The organism is Streptomyces sp. NPDC051921, from assembly GCF_040680975.1.
In the GTDB taxonomy this organism is placed as follows: domain Bacteria; phylum Actinomycetota; class Actinomycetes; order Streptomycetales; family Streptomycetaceae; genus Streptomyces.
Map to the genome: position 1 here is coordinate 177,587 of NZ_JBFAXU010000006.1, position 18,008 is coordinate 195,594.

The following is an 18,008-nucleotide window of genomic DNA, read 5'->3' on the forward strand; positions in this document are numbered from 1 at the left end:
TCGCTGTCCACCGCGAGTGCAAGGAAGGGATCGCCGACTGGCCGGCGGGAACATAACGTTGGCCCATGCTCACCATGCCGTCACGGGTCGACCTGTGCCCGCTCACCCTTTCCGACCAGGACGAGTTCTGCATGCTCGTGCGGGCCAGCGCCGAGCTGCACCTCCCGTGGATGCGGCTGCCCGCGACCGCGGAGGAGTTCCAGGTCTGGATGCGCCGCTTCGACGACGGCGCCAACCAGGGCTTCCTGGTCCGTGTCCGGGAGACCGGCGAAGCCGCCGGCATGATCAACATCAACTCCATCATCCGGGGCCGCTACCAGGGCGCGTCCCTCGGCTATGCGGCCTTCGCCCCGTCCGCGGGCAACGGGTACATGACCGAAGGGCTCGCCCTCACCCTGCGGCACGCCTTCACCGACCTGCGGCTCCACCGGCTGGAGGCCCAGATCCAACCGGAGAACAGGGCGTCGGTGGCCGTGGTCCAGAAGCTGGGCTTCCGCTACGAGGGGATCTCACCCGCCTACCTCTACATCGACGGGGCGTGGCGCGACCACGAACGCTGGAGCATCACCGCCCCGAACCCCTGGACACCCGATCCCTCCCTCCCCGAGGTCTGACGCCACGGGGAGGGCTGAACCCCGGTCGATCAGGTGCCGCGCACTTCAGTCCGCCCACACGCGCGCGTAACAGCGTTGGGAGTCCGGCGCACCACCGTTCCTGAAGGGCCTCCTGCCGTGCAGGACGGCGGAGTTGTTGACGAGGAGGAGGTCGCCGCGGCACAGGGGCAGGCTGGTCACCATCGCCGGATCCCTCAGCAGCGAGTCCATCGCCCGCAGGGCATCGCGCCGCCCCGGGCTGAAGGGTCTGCCGGTCTCGTCCTGCCCGCGTCCGATCCAGTAACGGTTGTAGTGCACGCGTAGGGTCGTGCCGTCCAGGTGGAACACCGGCCGGACCCGGTCGAAGTCCGGGCCGCGGCCGAAGTGGAAGTCCCGGTAGAGCTCACGCAGCGCCTCCGGTCGTTCGACGGCGAGGCGGTTGTGGAGGGCCGTGCCACTGGCCAGGAGGGACTCGCCGCCTTCGGGCGCCGGCCGGATGCAGAGGAGTGCCAGGAGCCTGGGCGGCCGGGGGCCCTCGCCACGGTCCATGTGCGGGAGGAGTACCTGTTCGTCGCCACTGTGGGAAGCGGGGGCACCGGGGTCCGGCGTCCGTGGGACTGCCGGGGCCGTGGCCGCCGTCAGGAGCTCGTTGGCGGACCGCTGGAGACGGAGCCCCGCCGGGGCTCCCACCTGGCCGACGACACGCGCGCACAGTTCGGCACACTGCTGATCGGTGAGGCCCGCGAGGTCCAGGCCCCGGAACACCACGAACCCCGCGCCGCGCCAGAGAGCGGCATCGGCCGTGGCCACCAGTGCACCTCCCATGGGTGAGACGCGTGCCGGCGCTGCTGCCGGTGCCGGTGCACGCGCTGGTCCCTGTGGCCGTGCTGGTGGTGGTGCCGGCGCTGGTGGCACCGGGAACAGCCACTCATCCCTGCTCAGCGTGGCGGCGTTCCAGCTCAGCGGCACCTCTGCCGCGCGGAGTTCGGCCATCGCGCGTCTCCCCCTCCCCCGGGCCGGTGCGTACACCCCCTCAAAGACTGGCGGCGTCGGGACCCTTTCAAACCGCGCACGGCCGTGGCGCTCCCCCGACGCACACGTCGTCGGCCCACCGGGCCCTTCGCGGCGGTGGCCGCGGCACGACGAGCGCCGCGGCCACCGACGTTCCCGGTCATCCAAAGGGGACCTGCAAGAAGGAGCCGCCGACCGGCGGGCAGGCCGCCCTAGCCCTGTCGGGCGTCCTTGACGAACACGAGCCCGTCGCTGCCGGTCACATGGGCCGGGTCGAGCGGGGCGTAGCCGAACCAGGGGGATACGCGGGGTGCCGGAGGCGTGTCGCCGAGGGCGGTGACCAGCCGGGCGGTGTCGATGACGTAGTGGGCGTCCGGGAGTTCGTAGAGGAGTCCTTCGACGGTGTCCGGCGGCGGGGTGTCCACGCCCTGGTGCCGAATGGTGCCGAGGGCCGTGGCGACGAAGGCGTACGCGTCGCCGAGCCGGGCGCTGACCAGCGCACCGGCACTCCACCACTCCAGCGGCTTCCCACCCATCCGCATCGTGCTCTTCTCCCGCTGGAGGTGCGAGTTGTGGGCGTGGACCAGTGCCGGCCCCCGGGCGGCGACGGCGAGCAGATTACGGGCCATCATCTGGTCCCGTACGCCCACCAGGCGGGCCAGGCGGGCCGGGGTGGTGTCGGCCATCCAGTGGTGGTAGCGCAGGAGGCCGACGGCGGTGCGCCCGTACAGGCGTGCCCGGTCCCATTCGTCGCCCGAGGTCACCGCGATCAGGTGAGGGGCCTGCTCGTCGAGCAGCGCCGCCAAGTCATCGGCGACCAGCCGTAGTTGCCGCGCCTCCGCCGACCGGCCGACGGACCTGGCCGGGTCCATCATGACGGCGGGATCCGTCCACGGTTCGTCGTGGCCGAGCAGGTGGTCGAGGGTCTGCGCCGTACAGGGGAGCAGGTCCGCGTCCACCCGGGCCGAGAGGTAGTCGTGCAGTGCGGTCAGGGCCTGTCGGGGGCTCGCGGCGCCGGTGATCTCCAGCGGTCCGTCGAAGCCGGCGAATCGGATCCGATCGGATGCGGGGCGGCCCTCGTTGTAGGCACGCATCCAGCGCACGAGCTCACGGTTGGCCGCGGAGGTGCCCCAGCCATGGCTGATCCCGCGCTGCATGACCTCGTCGAGGGTCCCCGTCCCCGAGGTGACGTAGTCGTCGACGACGAGCCCCATGAGGCAGTCGCTCTCGATTGCGATCGTGCGGTAGCCCTCCTGCTCGACGAGCTGCCGGAAGAGTTCGTTGCGCAGGTCGAGCAGAGTGTCCTCGCCATGGGTGGGCTCGCCCAGGGCGAGCAGCCGGGGCCGGGTCCGGAGCAGCCCCATGACGGCGGCAGCGTCGACGGCATGGGCGGTGTCCTTGATGTCAGTCGCCATGCCTTCAACGCTATCGTTGAACCTTCGGTGGAGAGTTTTCCGCGATATCGTCGGCTCGATGGAGCAGAACCCTCAATCCGGGGGACGGCTCAGGCCCGTCGACCTGGCGCGTCGGCACGGCCTGTCCACGCAGGCGGTCAGGAACTACGAGGAGGCCGGCATCCTTCCGGCAGCCGAGCGCACACCCCACGGCTACCGCACCTACACCGCGCTGCACGCGGGAGCCCTGCGCGCCTTCCTCGCACTGCTCCCAGGCCACGGCCACCGGACGGCCACGTCGATCATGCGGGCCGTGAACCAGGGCGCGGCCGAGCAGGCCTTCCGCATCATCGACGAGAGCCACGCCCAGCTCCTCGACGACCGCCGGACCCTCCAGGCCGTGGAGAGCGCCCTCCGTGATCTGGAGCCCGCGCCGCCGTCCGCGCGCGGGGCGGGGCCGACCGACGGGGCCGGGTCCGGGCTCAGGTCCAGGCCCCGGCCCGGCGCAGGCCGCCGGTCGATCACCGCGCAGCAGCCCGGCGACACCTTCATCGGGCCGCTGGCACGGCAGCTGGGCATCCGCCCCGCCACCCTGCGCACATGGGAGCGCGCGGGGCTGCTGCACCCGCGCCGCGACCCGCAGACCGGGTACCGCGTGTACGACGAGGCCGACGTCCGCGACGCCCGACTGACGCACCAGCTCAGGCGAGGCGGTCACCTGCTGGAGCAGATCGCCCCGCTGATCGCCCAGGTGCGGGCGGCCGGCGGACTGGAACCGCTGGAGGCCGCCCTGTCCGACTGGCACGGGCGGCTGACCTCGCGCGGGCGGGCCCTGCTGGCCGGGGCCGCGGGGCTGGAGGCGTACCTCAGCGAACGCGACGGACCCGCCGAGGGACGTCGCACCGGCGGGCGAGACGGACGCCACACATGATCGGGCGGCTCTCTGCCCCCGCCCCCTGCCCGCTGCCGCCCTGGCACCCTGGGACCCCGCACCCCCGCACCCCCGCACCCCGGGCCTTGTGCCCCACGCCCGGACGTCCAAGGCCTCGCCGGCATCGCCGAAGGGGGATCCGCCCGACGTCGCCGTGCAGGTGTGCGCTTGACTGGGCCACCAGGATCGGACGACCCGTCACGCATGGGGGCCACGCAGTGAAGAACAACGACATTCCGCTGACGCCGGACGCGGAGTGGCTGGAGGAACGGCTGGGCACGGGCTGCCTCTGGCGGCCGGAGGAGGCCGCCCTGCCCACCGAGCTGACGGATGCCGCATCGAGGGAGTTCCTGCTCACGGTCGGCTTTCCCGCCGTCCACCTCGACGTCGTGGGGATCGACACCCGGCACGTGCGGGACGAGGACGGCCTGGAACCGTTCGACGCCGACGAGATCTACGGGCAGCGCTACCCCGACGACGACTCCCCGCCCGAGAACTTCTGCTTCACCATCGCCCTTTCCGGCGATCAGCACCTGATGCTCGACGCGGCGGACGGCGGGATCACCCACTACGACCCCAACGGGTGGGACCACGGGGCCGGTTGGCAGGGACCGGCCGCGGATTCCCTCCCCCGGCTCGCCGTGCTCCTCGGACTGATCGCCGAATCGAGCAGCGCCTTGGAGGCGGACGACGACGACATCCGCGCCGCGGCCGTCGCCGAATTGCGTGAGCGCATGACCGGCCAGGACCCGAATGTCGACGATTCCGCCTTCTGGGACGAGATCTTCGACTGTCTGGTCTGAGAGGCGGGGCCGGCGGGGCCGACTCGGCCTCGCGACCCGGCCCTGCCGCTCGCGCCCAGCAGGTGTTCCCCGGCCCCTCGTTGTCAGTGGCGCCTGAGAGTCTTGGAGCGACACCGAGGCATGGAAGGGAGAGCGGGCTGGATGGGTTTCGACGGCCAGGTCTGGAAACTGGTGCGGCAGGAGGAACCGCTCGGCGAGATCGTGATCGACGAGGCCGACTTTCCCTGGCTGCACGGGCAGTTCGTTCCCACGACGGCGTTCGGGGAGGTGAAGCCGTGGTTCGACGAGTCGTTGGTCCTGTTGGAGGCGGAGGAGTACGAGCGGTTCGACGACGCCTACGAAAGGATCTCCGGCGCCCTGTCGCTGGTGGCTCCGTCAGGTCCGGTGGCGGAGTTCCTCCTGCACATCGACGGCGGACGCGCTTGGTTCAGGTGGAGCGACGAGCCGTTCGACGAGGCCTGACCACGGTCTGCGCTGCCCACGACTCCGGCACCGATTCCCGCGCCGGCGCGGAGGCCTGGGCCGGGATCCGGGGCGGGCTGCCGAAGCGGACCGGGACACCCGGTGAATAGAGCACGCTGACCGGGCCGCCGGGCGGCCGGGTGAGGCCGGCCGCGGCCAGGAGGTCCTCGTCGTACGAGAGCAGCTCGGCGCGGTGCAGTGGCCACCGGGGATGGGTGTTCGGCAGGTACAGCGGACGGCCGAAGCAGGAGCTGTGCATGCCCCACCGGGCGGTGAGGAAGTGCTCGAGGTCGGTCGGCTCCTCGATGCGCTCGCCGACCCGTACGGAGATCGCGCTGCGCGCGCCCCGCGGGCCGGGCCAGCGTCGGCGACTGGTGTACGTGAGGGTGTCACCGTCCTGGGTGACGGCCATCCTCGACCAGACGTACGGAATGCGAAACGCCCAGCGGCCGATCGCCACCGGGATCAGCCGCGACGCGTCGAGCGAACGGAAGACCACGCCCCGGCGCCCGTGGCGGTCCACGGAGTAGAGCCGCACGTTCGTTTCCGGAAAGCTGCCGAGGTACGGGATGCCGGGGAGCCGGAACCACCCGACGCGATGCATCCGGAAGGCGACCAGACCGGCGTACGTGACCCCGCCGAACGTGTCGGGAACCGTGCCGGCCGGCAGCAGCGGGGCCACGTCGGCCGGATCCACGGCCCAGTGCAGAAACGCCAGGTCAAGCCACGACTGGGTGAGCAGCGCGGGCCTCGCCTCGTGCCGCGGGTCGGCGGATATCGGCTCGGGTTCGGACACGGGGCCGAGCTCGGACGGCACGGCGCGCGGGGGCAGCGGCATCGCAGCAGTATGACAAGCACGCCCGGCCGGCCTGGGCCAGGGGCCCGAAGCCCGGCACGGTTCCTCCTCTCCCCCGCAGGCTGCCTTCAGGGGCCGTACGCACGGGCCCGCGCCGTCGCGGAGCCGTCTGGGAGCCGTCGGGGAGGCGTCAGGGAGCCCAGGAGGCAGCCGCCCCAGCACGTGCCGGGCAGGCGCTCAAGCTCAGGTGCCGATCCCCCCGCTCCGCCGCCCCCGCGCAGGGCGTCCTCGACGAACGCGCCGCTCACTCCTCGCGACGACGCGGGCCTCCCTGCGTGACGACAGCTGCCCTCAGGACCCTGGCGGGCTCGCCGGGCACCCCACCGGCTCCGCCGCGCCCTCCGCACGGCCCACGCGTCGGCGACCCGGCGGGTATCGGGGCGGTTGCGTACCCTGGCGGCATGCGCACGCGCCCCACCTTGAGCTGGACCCCCACCGAGGACCTGCCGCCGGGCACCACGGACCTGGGGCCGGTCGCCGACGCGCTCGGCGCCGGCGGCGTGCTGGTGCTCAGCGGGGCGGGCATCTCCACGGAGTCGGGCATCCCCGACTACCGGGGCGAGGGCGGGAGCCTCAGTCGGCACACCCCGATGACCTACCAGGACTTCATCGGCGGCGCATCGGCCCGTCGCCGGTACTGGGCGCGCAGCCACCTCGGCTGGCGCACCTTCGGGCGGGCCCGGCCCAACGCCGGCCACGGCGCCGTGGCCGCGTTCGGGCGACACGGCCTGCTGGCCGGCGTGATCACCCAGAACGTCGACGGGCTGCACCAGGCCGCCGGGAGCGAGCGGGTCGTGGAACTCCACGGGAGTCTGAGCCGCGTCGTCTGTCTCACCTGCCAGGACGTCAGCACGCGCCGTGAACTCGCCCGGAGACTGGAAGAGGCCAACCGCGGTTTCCAGCCGGTCGCCGCCGGGATCAACCCGGACGGTGACGCCGACCTCACCGACGAGCAGGTCACGGACTTCCATGTCGTGCCGTGCACGGTCTGCGGCGGCATCCTCAAACCCGACGTCGTGTTCTTCGGCGAATCCGTGCCGCCCCAGCGCGTCGAGCACTGCCGCGCGCTGGTGCGCGAGGCGGCCTCGCTGCTGGTCCTCGGTTCCTCACTGACGGTGATGTCCGGTCTCCGGTTCGTCCGCCAGGCGGCCGAGGCCGGGAAGCCGGTGTTCATCATCAACCGGGACCAGACGCGAGGGGACCGGCACGCGGCCTCCCGCGTCGCGCTCCCTCTGGGCAAGGCCCTGACCAGCCTTGCGGACCACCTGGGCGTCCCTCTCGAATCCGTTCGGACCGCTCCCTGACCCCCGTGCCGCCACGCCGCCACGGGTGCCCCGGAGTCGGCATGCGGCCGGCCCGGCGGCCGAGGTCGATTGTCAGTGCTGGGTGAGACGGTAGGGGTACCGAATCGGAAAGAGGGGGAACTGCCCGTGTCCGGAAGCCAGAACTACATCAACCACGTCGCCCTTGTGCTGGACGCCAGTTCGTCCATGTCGCACCTGAGCCGCAAGGTCGTCGAGGTCGCCGATCAGCAGATCGAGTACCTCGCCCGGCGATCGCGGGAGTTGGACCAGGAGACCCGCGTCACGGTGTACGTCTTCGCCGACAAGGTGGAGTGCGTCATCTACGACAAGGACGTGCTGCGGATGCCCTCGCTGAAGCAGCTGTACCGGGTCGGCGGTATGACGGCCCTGCTGGCGGCGGCGCTGAAGTCGCAGCGTGAGCTGGCCCAGACGGCCCAACTGTACGGCGACCACAGCTTCCTGACGTTCGTGCTCACCGACGGCCAGGAGAACGCGAGCCATCGCTGCCCCGACGCCCCCACGAAGAACGCGCGTCAACTGGTCGATGCCGTGACCGAGATGTTCCAGACCCAGGAGGACAACTGGACGCTCGCCGTCCTCGTGCCCGACCAGATGGGCAAGCGCGAGGCGATGCAGTGCGGTTTCCCGAAGGACAACATCGCCATCTGGGACGCCACGAGCACCCAGGGCCTGGAGGAGGCCGGACAGGTCATCCAGGAAGCGACCGAGAAGTTCATGGTGGGGCGCACGAAGGGCATTCGCGGTTCGCGAGCCGTGTTCTCCGTGGGCGCGGAGGCCGTCAACAAGGACACCATCAAGGCGGCCGGCCTCACGCCGGCGGATCCGTCCGCGTACCAACTGGTCCCGGTGACGCGTGACGTGGCCATCCGCGAATGGGTCATCGAATCCGGTCACACGTACCGGACCGGGTGCGCGTTCTACCAGCTGAGCAAGTCCGAGAAGATCCAGGCGCGCAAGCAGATCGCGGTACTGGAGAAGAAGACGGACCGGGTGTACACGGGACCGGAAGCCCGAGCCCTGCTCGGCCTGCCGGACGTCGAAGTCCGCATCAAGCCCGACCACAACGACGACTTCACCATCTTCGTGCAGAGCACCAGCGTGAACCGCAAGCTCGTCCCCCAGACCCGCCTGCTCATGATGATCTGACGCCTCGGACCACCGACCAGATGATCTGAGGCTTGGGAACGCCGACCCGGATGATCTGAGGCCTCGGAGAGCCGACCCGGGGTCCCGCAAGTCCCTACAGCACCGCTCGTGCGCAGGCGCCGACGTCCGCCCGACCGTCGGCGCCTGCGCTCCTCCAGGCGCCGCCGACCGCAGCGGAAAGGCGACGAGGGCAGGATTCGAACCTACGTCCACCCGGGATCAGAGCCGGGCGCTCCTCCGCAGAGCTTCCTCGTCGCCACGTCGATCATGGCTGGGGCCGCCCTCCAGGGCAACCTGTTTCCCCGAGGCCGCGGAGGAAGGCGGTCACAGCCACTCCCTGGCAGCTGCGCGCTTGCCCTTGCCGGAGAACACTCCCACCGACCGGAGCGCACTGGCCATGAGGGGGTCCGCAACGGCAACACCGTGTACGAGCTCGGGTGTCCGGCGGAAAGCGACGGCCTCGGCCGTAGGCCTGGGCGCGGTCCACGCGCCGGCGACCGGATCCCTCCGATGCCGGGCGCAGACTGCCTCGACCAAGGAGCGTGGGCATTCCTTCTCGCCCCGCAGCACCTCCCAGGGCAACGGCAACTCCGCCCAGATGTAGGTGTCGGGATGCAGCCCGCCACCGCTCATGCGGTGCCAGTAGGCCACATCGGCAGCCATCAGGCGGGGAACCTTGCCCGGGCAGTACCGGTCCAGGAACTCCTCCTGGCCCAGTTCCCAGAGGATCGCGAACCAGTGCGCTCGGGCCGTGTTCCACGCCTGCGCGGCCTGGTTCCACGTCGACGAGTCGTCGCCACGCCGCACGATCATGGTTTCGCGCTCCAGCGGATGGCGGTTCCAGGCGTCCTCCAACAGGTCCGCGACCTGGCGCAGGAAGGCGTTCCATCGGACCAGCAGTCGAGTGAGGTCCTCGTCGGAGACCGCCGCCAGCACCTCCGGCGTCGGATGCACGTGCGCGACCGCGGCCCAGCAGGTCCGCTCGGGCCGCGCGCGGAGGCGCTGGAACAGCGCCTCGGCGACCTCGTCGTAGGCCTGGCGCTGGCGGCCGTTCGTGAAGACGCTGCGCATGTGACCCCGCGCCGTGATGTACGCGATGAAGGCGAGGCGTGCAGTTCCCGCAGGACTTCTTCGACGGTGGGCGACGGCATGAGCCTCACCTTGCCATCCGCCGGCGGAGCGCCCAACTGGATATCCACGGACTTCGCCAAATGCGGGGGACGAACAGCCAAGAAGTCCGGGACGCACTGACAGCGATCCGCACCGCACGCGGGACACCGGCGCTCGCTGAGTCATGAGGAGCGACGTCTCAGCTCGTTTCTCGTCCTCAGAAGACGGTGGCCGGGGAGGGCGGGCCCATGAAGGCGTCGAGCTCTGCGACGATCTTGCGGAGCTCGCGGGCGCCGCGAGGCGACATCGCTCGGATCACGCCGTCGAGCAGGGCACGGCCTTCAAGTGGGTTGCCGCAGCAGTACCAGTGCACGTTGCCGAACTCCTCGTCGTGCCAGAGTTCGCGTTCGGGGCGACGGACGTAGTCCTTCCACAGGCGCAGTGCAGCGCTGGTGTCCCCTGGCTGGAGGTAGTTCCGCGTGCGTTCGAGGCGGACGATCTCGGACAGCGCTCGTGGGGAGAGGCGGTCGATGGCCGGCCGTGGGGGCTGTGACCTTTGGCGGTCCGGGAGTTCGGCCCGGATGCGTCCTGGCCGTCTACGCGACATGGACCTTTCGGTGGGTCGTCATGCGGGACAGGGTGCCACAGCCTCGTACGCCGCCTCATACACGTTTTGCTCGCCGGGGAATCCGGCGGACGTCCGGCCGCCCTCGTCCGACCACGTGAATCCGTCCGTGTGGAGTCCTACGGCCTGATCCCGTCGCAGGCGATGTGCAGATGCCGCGGTCCGCGCAGCACGGCGTTCTGGCGGTACGGCGGCGGGTCCTCCAGCAGGCGGGGGTTTTCCAGTCGCCGGGCCAGTTCCGACAGGGCGCGCTGGGCCTCCAGGCGGGCGAGCGGTGCGCCGAAGCAGCTGTGGATGCCGCTGCCGAGCCCCAGGTGCTGGATGTCCCGGCGGTCCGGGTCGAAGCGGTCCGGGTCCTCGAAGCGCTGGGGGTCGCGGTTGCCGGACGCCAGGATCAGCCAGAGGGTGGAGCCCTTGGGAATCGTGACGCCGCGGACCTCGAGGTCGGCGAGGGTGGTGCGCTGCGGCAGCAGCTGCACCGGCGGCTCGAAGCGCAGCAGTTCCTCCACGAGGGGCACGGCCAGTCGCGGTTCGGTGCGCAGTCGCTGGAGGACGTCGGGGTTGCGCAGCAGGGTCAGCATGCCGTTGGTGATGAGGTTGACGGTTGTCTCGTGCCCCGCGATCAGCAGCAGCGCCGCGGTGCTCAGCAGTTCCATGGTGGTCATCTGGCCGTCCTCACTCTTGGTGGCGGCCAGTTGGGAGAGCATGTCGTCCCCGGGGTTCTTGCGGCGCTCCTCGATGAGGCCGGCCAGGTACATGCCCAGCTCCATCCGGGCCTCGTGCGACCCCTTGCCCCGCTCGGCGGGGTCGGCGTCCGGGTCGGGGTCGAGGCTGGCCGCGAGGGTGTCCGCCCAGACGTGGAATCGCGCCTCGTCCTCGCGCGGCACCCCGAGCAGCCGGCAGATCACCGTCACCGGGAAGGGGTACGAGAACTCGTCCACCAGGTCGATGCGGCCCGGGTCGCCGATGCCGTCGATCAGGCCGCTGACGATGTCGTCGAGCTCCGGGCGCATTCCGTCGACGCGGTGGGGCGAGTGCGGCGGGCCGAAGTGCCGGTTCGTCATGCGCCGCATCCGGTCGTGCTCCGGCGGGTCGAGCCGGAGGAAGCCCGGCGGCAGGGCGCTCTCCTGCGGGGTCTCCTCGGCCAGCGGGTCGGCCGTGTTCGAGGCCAGGTTGCGGGCGTCGGAGCTGAGCCGGGGATCGTGCAGAAGGCTGCGGATCTCGTAGTAGGTGCTGATCACGTACGGCCCGTCGCCATCGTGGTGGACCGGCGTCTTCCGCAGCTCTTCGTAGATCGGGTACGGATCGGCCCGGTTGGCGTGGTCCAGGATCTGGTGCAGCAGGGATTGCGTCATGGCAGGAGGTCCTCGTGGCCGTGCGGGTCAGTGCGCGGGGGTGAACGTCATCCGGCGGTCGGCCGGCGAGTATCCGCTGAGGGTCACGGTCGGGCCGTGGGAGGGTACCGAGGGGTCGGGGAAGTCCGCGTCCATCGGCCGCTGGCCGTCCGGGTGCCGGTCGACCGTGGCGAACTGCGGCGGGAACGGTGCGGTGGTCTCGATCATCTCCTGATAGAAGGGCAGCCACCGGCCGTGGTCGAAGGAGACGGCACCGATGACGCGCCCCTGGTACCCGTAGACGCCGACGAACCGGCGGCTTTCCAGCGAGCCCTGCGCGATGAGGATCTCCGTCCCCATCGACGGCACTCCGACCGATTTGATGTTGACTCCGAACTGCGAGGACCAGAAGGCCGGCACGTCCATGTGCGGCAGGCGGTCGGTGCTCCGGCTCAGCATGTTGTGTGCCGCGATGCCTGCCTGGGCGACGGCGTTGCCCCAGTGCTCCAGGGACAGGAACTGGTAGCCGAACAGGGGGTGCGGGCAGCGGGCGACGTCGCCCGCCGCGTAGATGTCGTCGGTGACGATGCCGCGGATGTCGAAGGCGCGGCAGCCGGCGTCGCACGCGATGCCGCGGGGGCCGGCCCCGAGTCCGGAACCGGCGAGCCATTCGGTGTTGCGGAGGGCGCCGAGCGAGACGACCACCACGTCGGTCTCCACGGTGGAGCCGTCCGAGAGGTGAGCGGCGCGCACCCGACCGGAGGCGTCCCCCTCCAGAGCGGTCACCATGACCCCGCAGCGCAGGTCCACGCCGTGTTCGCGATGCAGGTCGGCGGCGACCGCACCGACCACCCCGCCGAGCGCGCCGACGAGGGGGGAGGCCCCGCGCTCGGCGACGGTGACGGGCAGGCCGCGCTCGCGGCAGGCGGAGGCGACCTCCGAGCCGGCGAACCCGCCCCCGATGACGAGGACCCGCTCGGGTCCGTCGGCGAGGCGCCGCGCGAGCGCGGCGCCGTCGTCGCGGGTCCGCAGCACGAAGACGCCGTCGAGTTCCGCCTCCTCCTCGCGCGGCCACGGACGCGCCCGGACTCCGGTGGCGATCAGCAGCCGGTCGTACGGCACCTCGTCTCCGTCGGCCAGCCGCACCCGCCGGGTGGCCATGTCCAGGCCGGTGGCGGGTACGCCGAGCCGCCAGGTGGCGTCGACGGACCGGAGCCTGGGCAGTGCGGTGCGGTCGGCCCGCGCCCTGCCCAGCAGCACCTGTTTGGACAGCGGGGGGCGGTCGTACGGTTCGCAGGGCTCGTCGCCGATCATGGTCAGCGAACCCGCGAAGCCCTTGGCGCGCAGGGTCTCGGCGGCCCGCAAGCCGGCCAGGGAGGCGCCCACGACGACGATGCGGCCCTCGCGCTTGAGCTGTTCCAAGCCTCCGTCACCGAGCACCGGACACCGCCTCGGCCGGTTCGTCCACGGCGTCGACGAGGATGGCCTGGACGGGGCAGGCCGCGGCGGCCTGGGCCAGCTTCGCGCGCTGCGCCTCGTCGGCGTCCGGGTCGTACAGGAGCGCCTCGTCGCCGTGCATGGTGAAGATCTCGGGAGCGAGGAACGCGCACTGCGCATACCCCTGACAGCGGTTCAGATCGACGGCAATCCTTACCACGGGATCGGTCCTCTCCACTGGCCCGGGTCGAGCCCCCCGCACCACTCTCGGTGGCCGGGCGGGCCGCGGCGACGGGGAGCGGACCGTTCGAGTGAGCGGTGCGGTCGGGTCAGGTCGCGCGTGCGGGCCGTGCCGCGGCGGGAGGCCGGCCCCGCAGGATGTTCAGGCTGAGGAGCAGCACCCAGGCCGGAAAGACCAGTTCGGACCAGGGCACGTCCGCTCCCACCACGAGCAGGGTCAGGCCGGCCAGATAGCCGAGGACGACGAGCGGGCGCGGGATGACGCCGAGTCGGCGGCCGATGGTGGAGGTCGTGATGATGAAGACCGCTGCCATCCGCATGGCGTACGTGGTCAGCAGGGCGTAGGCGACGTCACGGCCGAAGGAGGAGTCCTGCCGGCCCTCGTCGAGAACGGTCAGGGCCGCCGCGGCGGCGCCGAACAGGGTCGCGACGAAGACCAGGCCGCTGCCCAGGAACACGGTGGAGAGGAACTTGTCCTCGCCCGGGCCCGCCTGCTCGCGCAGCGCTCCCATGAACCACAGGAACGCGATCCCGGCGAACGGGACCAGCTGCAACGCCGTCCGCACGACGCCGCCCTGTCCGGCGTCGACGGCGGCGTCGCCTCCGTCGGCGCCGTCCGGCAGGGTGATGCGGACCAGGACGATCGCCGTGGCGGCCAGGACCGCGAACACCACCCCGGCGGCTCCGGCGGCCCGGGGTGTGGCGAGGCGCTTGTGACGTGGATCCATGGTCTCCCGCTTTCTGCCTGCTTCTCCTTCGTACCTTTACGGCTGCTCTTCGGTCGTACGGACACCGGTGATCGCGGTGCTCCCGCCACCGGGTTCACCCGGGAGGAAGGCGTGGGTGCGCCGAACAGGGCACGGCACGGTGGAAGGTGCGACGGATCGGGTCGTCCGGTCGGCGCCGACACGCACGCCCGGGTACGGCGGATCGTCGACCCGGTGGACGAGGATCGCACCGAACCCACCGCCCCGCGTCCTGAGGAAGGCGGCCGTCGGCGACCGGCGTGCCGGCTTCGGACGACGGCACCGCACGGGCGCGAGGTCCGATACCGGCGTCGGGCCGGGCGGGCCCGGTGCCCTTCCTCCCACCTCGCCGGAGTCACCATGGCCCCATCCGCGCACTCGCCCCGCCCCCGCCGCTCCGGGGGGTCGATCCTTCCGGTCCTGGTCCCCATCGCCGTCCTGATCGTGGTGGCGGTGTCCGTGGGATCGTGGTTGCAGTTCGCCGAGCGGCAGGCCGTCGACACCGTCCACACGGCCGGGTCCGGAGCCCCCGACCGGGTGGACGTGGAGGCCACCGTCCAGCACGTGGACGCCGCTGCCAGAGAGCTGCTGCTGCGCGTCCGCGTCGACCTGCTCGGTGCGCTCGGCGAGGACGACGGCAGCGCGCCGGTGGGCGACCTCCGCCTCGAGACTTCCTCGGCAACCCTTCGTGACCTGCAGTTCCCGGCGCACGAGCGGGTCTCGACACGGGACGTGCAGGTGGCGCTGTCCGACGGCTCGATCAGCGACTACCCGTTCGACAGCTACGCGACCGACATCGGGTTCCGGGCCCTGATGAACGGCAAGCAGGTGCCCGTGCGCTTGCTGTTCTCCAACAACGACACGCTCTTCTCGATCTCCGCGACACCGGTGCCGGCCGGGCAGAACGCCGTCATGAGCCTGGACCTGGGCCGATCGAGCAGCGTACTCGTCTTCGCGACCTTCATGATGGTCGTGATGTGGGCGCTCGCGGCGTCCGTGCTCATCGCCACCTGGTACCTGACGACCCGCGGCGAGAGCCTGGTGTGGCCGGCCCTCGCGTGGATGGCCGCCACCCTGTTCGCCCTCTCGGCCTTCCGCAACACCGCCCCGGGCACTCCACCGATCGGCTGTGTCGTGGACTGGTTCGCCTTCTTGTGGGCCGAGAGCATCATCGCCCTCTGTCTGATCACCGTCGTCGTCTCCGGCGTCCGCATCGCCCTCCGTCCGGCCGACACCCACCCCGCATAGGGGCTGCCTCTCGGCTCCGAGTTGGCGCTTCGTGCGTGGGTGACCGCGGTCGTACGTGGGTGACCGCGGTCGTACGTGGGTGACCGCGGTCACACGTGGGTGACCGCGGTCATACGGGTGCACGCGGTCGTGCAGGGGTGAGCGCGGTCGTAGGCGGGGGATCGCGGTCCTACGTGATCGACGACCGCGGCGGACGGGTTCGGTCCGGGACGGGACGGGGGAGGAAGCGCTGGGGGCGGGGTTACCAGGGGGGCGGCGCCGATGGTGTTCGGGTACTCGGACGAGTGGTGGGTGCTGCTGCTGTACCCGGTGATGCTGTGGGTGCCGTTCGGGCCGTTCACCATGGGCGTGCTGGGGGTGTGGTGCGGCTCCACGCCCGGTCTGGGGCCCCGGCTGTGGTCGGTGCTGGTCCCGCTGCCACCCGTGGGGATCTCGGCGGTCTTCATGACCTTCCCGCTGAGCAAGTGGGAGCGGCCGGTGCTGGTGGACGGCACCTTGGGCCCGCCGGCGCAGTGGGACGAGTTCCTCGGATACCTGGCCGTGTACGTCGGGGGGATCACGGTGCTGCCCTGGCTGCTCGGGTACGCCATCACGCGTCTGGTGCGCTTCGTACGGGCCCGTCGGCGCGGCCCGGGGACGTCCGGGCCCGCGGGGCGGATCCAGCTCGGCCGGCCGCCCGGCGCGGGCTCGTGAAGCACGGTCCGTCCCGGCCCGCTATCGTCTGCGGGTGAGCGAACCCGACCCCGTCCACCTCCACGCCACCCGCGAGGCGTACGACGCCATCGCGCCCACATACGCGGAGCTGTTCCACGATCCTCTGGCCGACCGCCCCTGGGAGCGCGCCCTGCTGGGTGCCTTCGCGGAGCTGGTGCGGGCGAACGGCGGCGGGGGCGGGGTCGCGGACCTCGGCTGCGGACCGGGCCAGGTCACGGCCTACCTCCACGGGCTGGGGCTGCGTGCCTTCGGCGTCGACGCCTCCCCCGTGATGGTCGAGCTCGCTCGCGCGGCCAACCCCGGGCTGCGCTTCGAAGTCGGCTCGATGGCAGCACTGGACGTCGAGGACGGCGCGCTCGGTGGAGTGCTCTCGCGGTGGTCCGTCATCCACACCCCGCCGCAGGACCTGCCCGTCATCCTGGCCGAGATCGCCCGGGTCCTGGCTCCCGGCGGACACCTGCTGGTCGAGTTCCCCGCCACCGACGGCCCCCACCACGAGACGCAGGCCTACGACCACGCGGTGGCCACGGCCTACCGCTGGTCCCCCGACCGTCTCGCCGGGCTCCTGCGCGAACAGGGCCTGGCGGAGTCGGCCCGCCTGGTGATCGAGCCGCAGCCCACCGACCGGCGGCAGTTCCAGGAAGTCCAGCTCCTGGCGTACAAGGCGTAGCAGGGCGGGGCGCTCGCCCGCCCTTGCAGCCCTACGCGGTGCGGGGAGCCGCGCCGGGCCGCCGTGGCGGGGGGTCGGGGCACGGATCCTCGGCGAGGAGCGGCCGGAGGGCGCCGAGCACCGCGCCGACGCAGACGTCGCGCAACTGTGTCTGTGTGCAGGTCTCGTGGGTGAGCCAGTCGACGCAGAGCACCTGCACGAAGACCAGCCAGCTCTTCAGCACACCGGACACGGCCTGGCGGGCACTCTCGTCCGCGAGGGGAAGTACGGACAGCAGACGCGCCCGGAGCGCGTCCAACTCGTTCGTCATGATGGTCTGGATCACCGGATCACCGGCGAGGACGCGGTTCGCGGCCAGGACGGCGTTGCGGTTCGCCACGAAGTAGTCGAGATGGACATCCATGCCCTGGGTGAGCTGCTCCACCAGGGAGTCGGCGGGATCGAGCCGCGTCTCGGCGAGCAGCTGGTCCGCGGCCTGCTGGTAGACGGCTGCGAAGAGGGCGTGCTTGCTGGGGAAGTGACGGTAGAGCAGGGCGCGGGATACGCCGGCCTGTTCGGCTACCTCCTCCATCAGCACGTCGGCGTAGGGGTGCGCGGCGAAGAGTCGTGCGCCCACTGCCAGGAGTTGGGCGCGGCGATCGGCCGGGGTGAGTCGCTTACGGGGAGGCACGACACACAGCTTAGTTGACATGCGTCCACTAGGGCGCCACCGTAGTGGACACATGTCAACCAAGCGCTTTCCGCGATGACTCGGAGGGACCATGGCCAGGGCTCTGCGCACACTCACACAACTGATGGGCTGGGCCTGCGTGGTGATCGGCCTGTTCCATCTGACCCTCGGCAACGCGGCGCTGCCCGGCGCCGGTTCCGCCGGCCCGACGGTCGACAGCTGGGGCCGGTTCATGGGCGCCGCCTTCGTCGGCTACGGACTGGCCTGGCTGTGGGCCGCCCGACAGCGCCCGATCCCGCCCCGGGCGGTGCGGTGGCTGGCCGGCGTCTTCCTCCTGGGCGGCGCGGGCCGACTGCTCTCGCTCGCGACGTACGGCCGGCCCCACTGGTTCCAGATCGCGCTGACCGTGATCGAGCTCGGCCTGCCGCCGGTCTTCTTCTGGCTGGCGGACGCGGAGGAGCGCATCCCGCGCGACGACCGGGCGGGCGCCCCCGCGGTGCACTGAACCGCCGCCTGACGGTCGACCGCATCCCCACCACCCCGGAGGGTCCGCATGGACCGGCGATCCCCCGCCCCGGGCGCGGGATCGCATCGGATCCGGACAGCCTGACGGGGTGGGGGCCACCACATCGCGTCCGTCAGATCGAAAGATCATCCCCCAGATGATCACTTTCTCCGCAAGATTTTCACCTT

The 18,008-nt window shown here is 71.5% G+C and carries 20 protein-coding genes and 1 tRNA gene; 10 read left to right on the plus strand and 11 right to left on the minus strand.

Translation table 11 applies throughout. The features are described 5' to 3' along the window. The first annotated feature begins 65 nt into the window (after window positions 1-65). Entirely contained in the window at window positions 66-614 is a 549-nt protein-coding gene (locus AB0M16_RS10680; protein WP_365341072.1) for a GNAT family protein, read from the plus strand. Between the two features lie 45 nt (window positions 615-659). On the opposite strand, the gene AB0M16_RS10685 is transcribed toward AB0M16_RS10680, so the two are convergent. Then, entirely contained in the window at window positions 660-1,403 is a 744-nt protein-coding gene (locus AB0M16_RS10685; RefSeq protein WP_365341074.1) for a TauD/TfdA family dioxygenase, read from the minus strand. A 413-nt stretch (window positions 1,404-1,816) separates the two neighbouring features. Then, window positions 1,817-3,019: an erythromycin esterase family protein gene (locus AB0M16_RS10690; protein WP_365341076.1), complete on the minus strand. Its 1,203-nt coding sequence runs from the start codon at window positions 3,017-3,019 to the stop codon at window positions 1,817-1,819. 58 nt (window positions 3,020-3,077) lie between these two features. Between AB0M16_RS10690 and AB0M16_RS10695 the strand changes: the two genes are divergently transcribed. The 3 genes from AB0M16_RS10695 (at window position 3,078) to AB0M16_RS10705 (ending at window position 5,194) form a co-directional block, all read left to right on the plus strand. Continuing rightward, window positions 3,078-3,929, plus strand: coding sequence for a TioE family transcriptional regulator (locus tag AB0M16_RS10695; RefSeq protein ID WP_365341078.1), 852 nt, complete (start codon window positions 3,078-3,080; stop codon window positions 3,927-3,929). A 218-nt stretch (window positions 3,930-4,147) separates the two neighbouring features. Continuing rightward, on the plus strand, window positions 4,148-4,732 hold the full coding sequence (locus AB0M16_RS10700; RefSeq protein ID WP_365341080.1) for an SUKH-4 family immunity protein: 585 nt from the start codon (window positions 4,148-4,150) through the stop codon (window positions 4,730-4,732). A 141-nt stretch (window positions 4,733-4,873) separates the two neighbouring features. Further along, entirely contained in the window at window positions 4,874-5,194 is a 321-nt protein-coding gene (locus AB0M16_RS10705) for a hypothetical protein (protein ID WP_365341082.1), read from the plus strand. Here AB0M16_RS10705 and AB0M16_RS10710 read toward each other — a convergent pair. Next, window positions 5,160-6,032 (minus strand): DUF2071 domain-containing protein, encoded by an 873-nt coding sequence (locus AB0M16_RS10710; RefSeq protein WP_365341084.1) that lies wholly within the window; start codon window positions 6,030-6,032, stop codon window positions 5,160-5,162. The genes AB0M16_RS10705 and AB0M16_RS10710 overlap by 35 nt on opposite strands. 419 nt (window positions 6,033-6,451) lie before the next feature. Here AB0M16_RS10710 and AB0M16_RS10715 point away from each other — a divergent pair, with 419 nt between their 5' ends. Both AB0M16_RS10715 and AB0M16_RS10720 read left to right on the plus strand, forming a co-directional pair. Next, window positions 6,452-7,354 carry an NAD-dependent protein deacetylase gene (locus AB0M16_RS10715; protein WP_365341086.1) on the plus strand — a complete coding sequence of 301 codons (903 nt, stop codon included), beginning with the start codon at window positions 6,452-6,454 and terminating at the stop codon, window positions 7,352-7,354. 126 nt (window positions 7,355-7,480) lie between these two features. Next, window positions 7,481-8,521 (plus strand): vWA domain-containing protein, encoded by a 1,041-nt coding sequence (locus AB0M16_RS10720; protein ID WP_365341088.1) that lies wholly within the window; start codon window positions 7,481-7,483, stop codon window positions 8,519-8,521. A 182-nt stretch (window positions 8,522-8,703) separates the two neighbouring features. On the opposite strand, the gene AB0M16_RS10725 is transcribed toward AB0M16_RS10720, so the two are convergent. The 7 genes from AB0M16_RS10725 to AB0M16_RS10755 form a co-directional block, all read right to left on the minus strand. Beyond that, window positions 8,704-8,776 (minus strand) — tRNA-Gln (locus tag AB0M16_RS10725). Window positions 8,777-8,845: 69 nt separating this feature from the next. Further along, on the minus strand, window positions 8,846-9,592 hold the full coding sequence (locus AB0M16_RS10730; RefSeq protein ID WP_365341090.1) for a hypothetical protein: 747 nt from the start codon (window positions 9,590-9,592) through the stop codon (window positions 8,846-8,848). A gap of 256 nt (window positions 9,593-9,848) precedes the next feature. Next, entirely contained in the window at window positions 9,849-10,238 is a 390-nt protein-coding gene (locus tag AB0M16_RS10735; RefSeq protein WP_365341092.1) for a hypothetical protein, read from the minus strand. A gap of 137 nt (window positions 10,239-10,375) precedes the next feature. Beyond that, a complete protein-coding gene (locus tag AB0M16_RS10740) occupies window positions 10,376-11,611 on the minus strand; it encodes a cytochrome P450 (protein ID WP_365341094.1) in 1,236 nt (411 codons plus the stop codon). A gap of 27 nt (window positions 11,612-11,638) precedes the next feature. Continuing rightward, window positions 11,639-13,030 (minus strand): FAD-dependent oxidoreductase, encoded by a 1,392-nt coding sequence (locus tag AB0M16_RS10745; protein WP_365341096.1) that lies wholly within the window; start codon window positions 13,028-13,030, stop codon window positions 11,639-11,641. Beyond that, the gene (locus AB0M16_RS10750; protein WP_365341098.1) at window positions 13,020-13,247 is read right to left on the minus strand and encodes a ferredoxin; all 228 of its coding nucleotides are present in this window, start codon (window positions 13,245-13,247) and stop codon (window positions 13,020-13,022) included. Before AB0M16_RS10750 ends, AB0M16_RS10745 begins: the two co-directional genes overlap by 11 nt. Window positions 13,248-13,356: 109 nt before the next feature. Beyond that, complete coding sequence (locus AB0M16_RS10755) at window positions 13,357-13,995, minus strand: hypothetical protein (protein ID WP_365341100.1); 639 nt, start codon at window positions 13,993-13,995, stop codon at window positions 13,357-13,359. Between the two features lie 378 nt (window positions 13,996-14,373). On the opposite strand from AB0M16_RS10755, the gene AB0M16_RS10760 reads away from it, so the two are divergent. From AB0M16_RS10760 to AB0M16_RS10770, 3 genes are all read left to right on the plus strand, one after another. Continuing rightward, entirely contained in the window at window positions 14,374-15,261 is an 888-nt protein-coding gene (locus tag AB0M16_RS10760) for a DUF4436 family protein (RefSeq protein WP_365341101.1), read from the plus strand. A 261-nt stretch (window positions 15,262-15,522) separates the two neighbouring features. Next, window positions 15,523-15,954 carry a hypothetical protein gene (locus AB0M16_RS10765; protein ID WP_365341103.1) on the plus strand — a complete coding sequence of 144 codons (432 nt, stop codon included), beginning with the start codon at window positions 15,523-15,525 and terminating at the stop codon, window positions 15,952-15,954. Window positions 15,955-15,988: 34 nt separating this feature from the next. Further along, window positions 15,989-16,645, plus strand: coding sequence for a class I SAM-dependent methyltransferase (locus AB0M16_RS10770; RefSeq protein ID WP_365341105.1), 657 nt, complete (start codon window positions 15,989-15,991; stop codon window positions 16,643-16,645). Window positions 16,646-16,676: 31 nt separating this feature from the next. Here the strand turns inward: AB0M16_RS10770 and AB0M16_RS10775 are convergent, their stop codons facing one another. After that, window positions 16,677-17,315, minus strand: a complete 639-nt coding sequence (locus AB0M16_RS10775; protein ID WP_365341107.1) for a TetR/AcrR family transcriptional regulator — start codon at window positions 17,313-17,315, stop codon at window positions 16,677-16,679. A gap of 91 nt (window positions 17,316-17,406) precedes the next feature. Here AB0M16_RS10775 and AB0M16_RS10780 point away from each other — a divergent pair, with 91 nt between their 5' ends. Beyond that, window positions 17,407-17,820 carry a DUF4345 domain-containing protein gene (locus AB0M16_RS10780; RefSeq protein WP_365341109.1) on the plus strand — a complete coding sequence of 138 codons (414 nt, stop codon included), beginning with the start codon at window positions 17,407-17,409 and terminating at the stop codon, window positions 17,818-17,820. The last annotated feature ends 188 nt before the right edge of the window (window positions 17,821-18,008 follow it).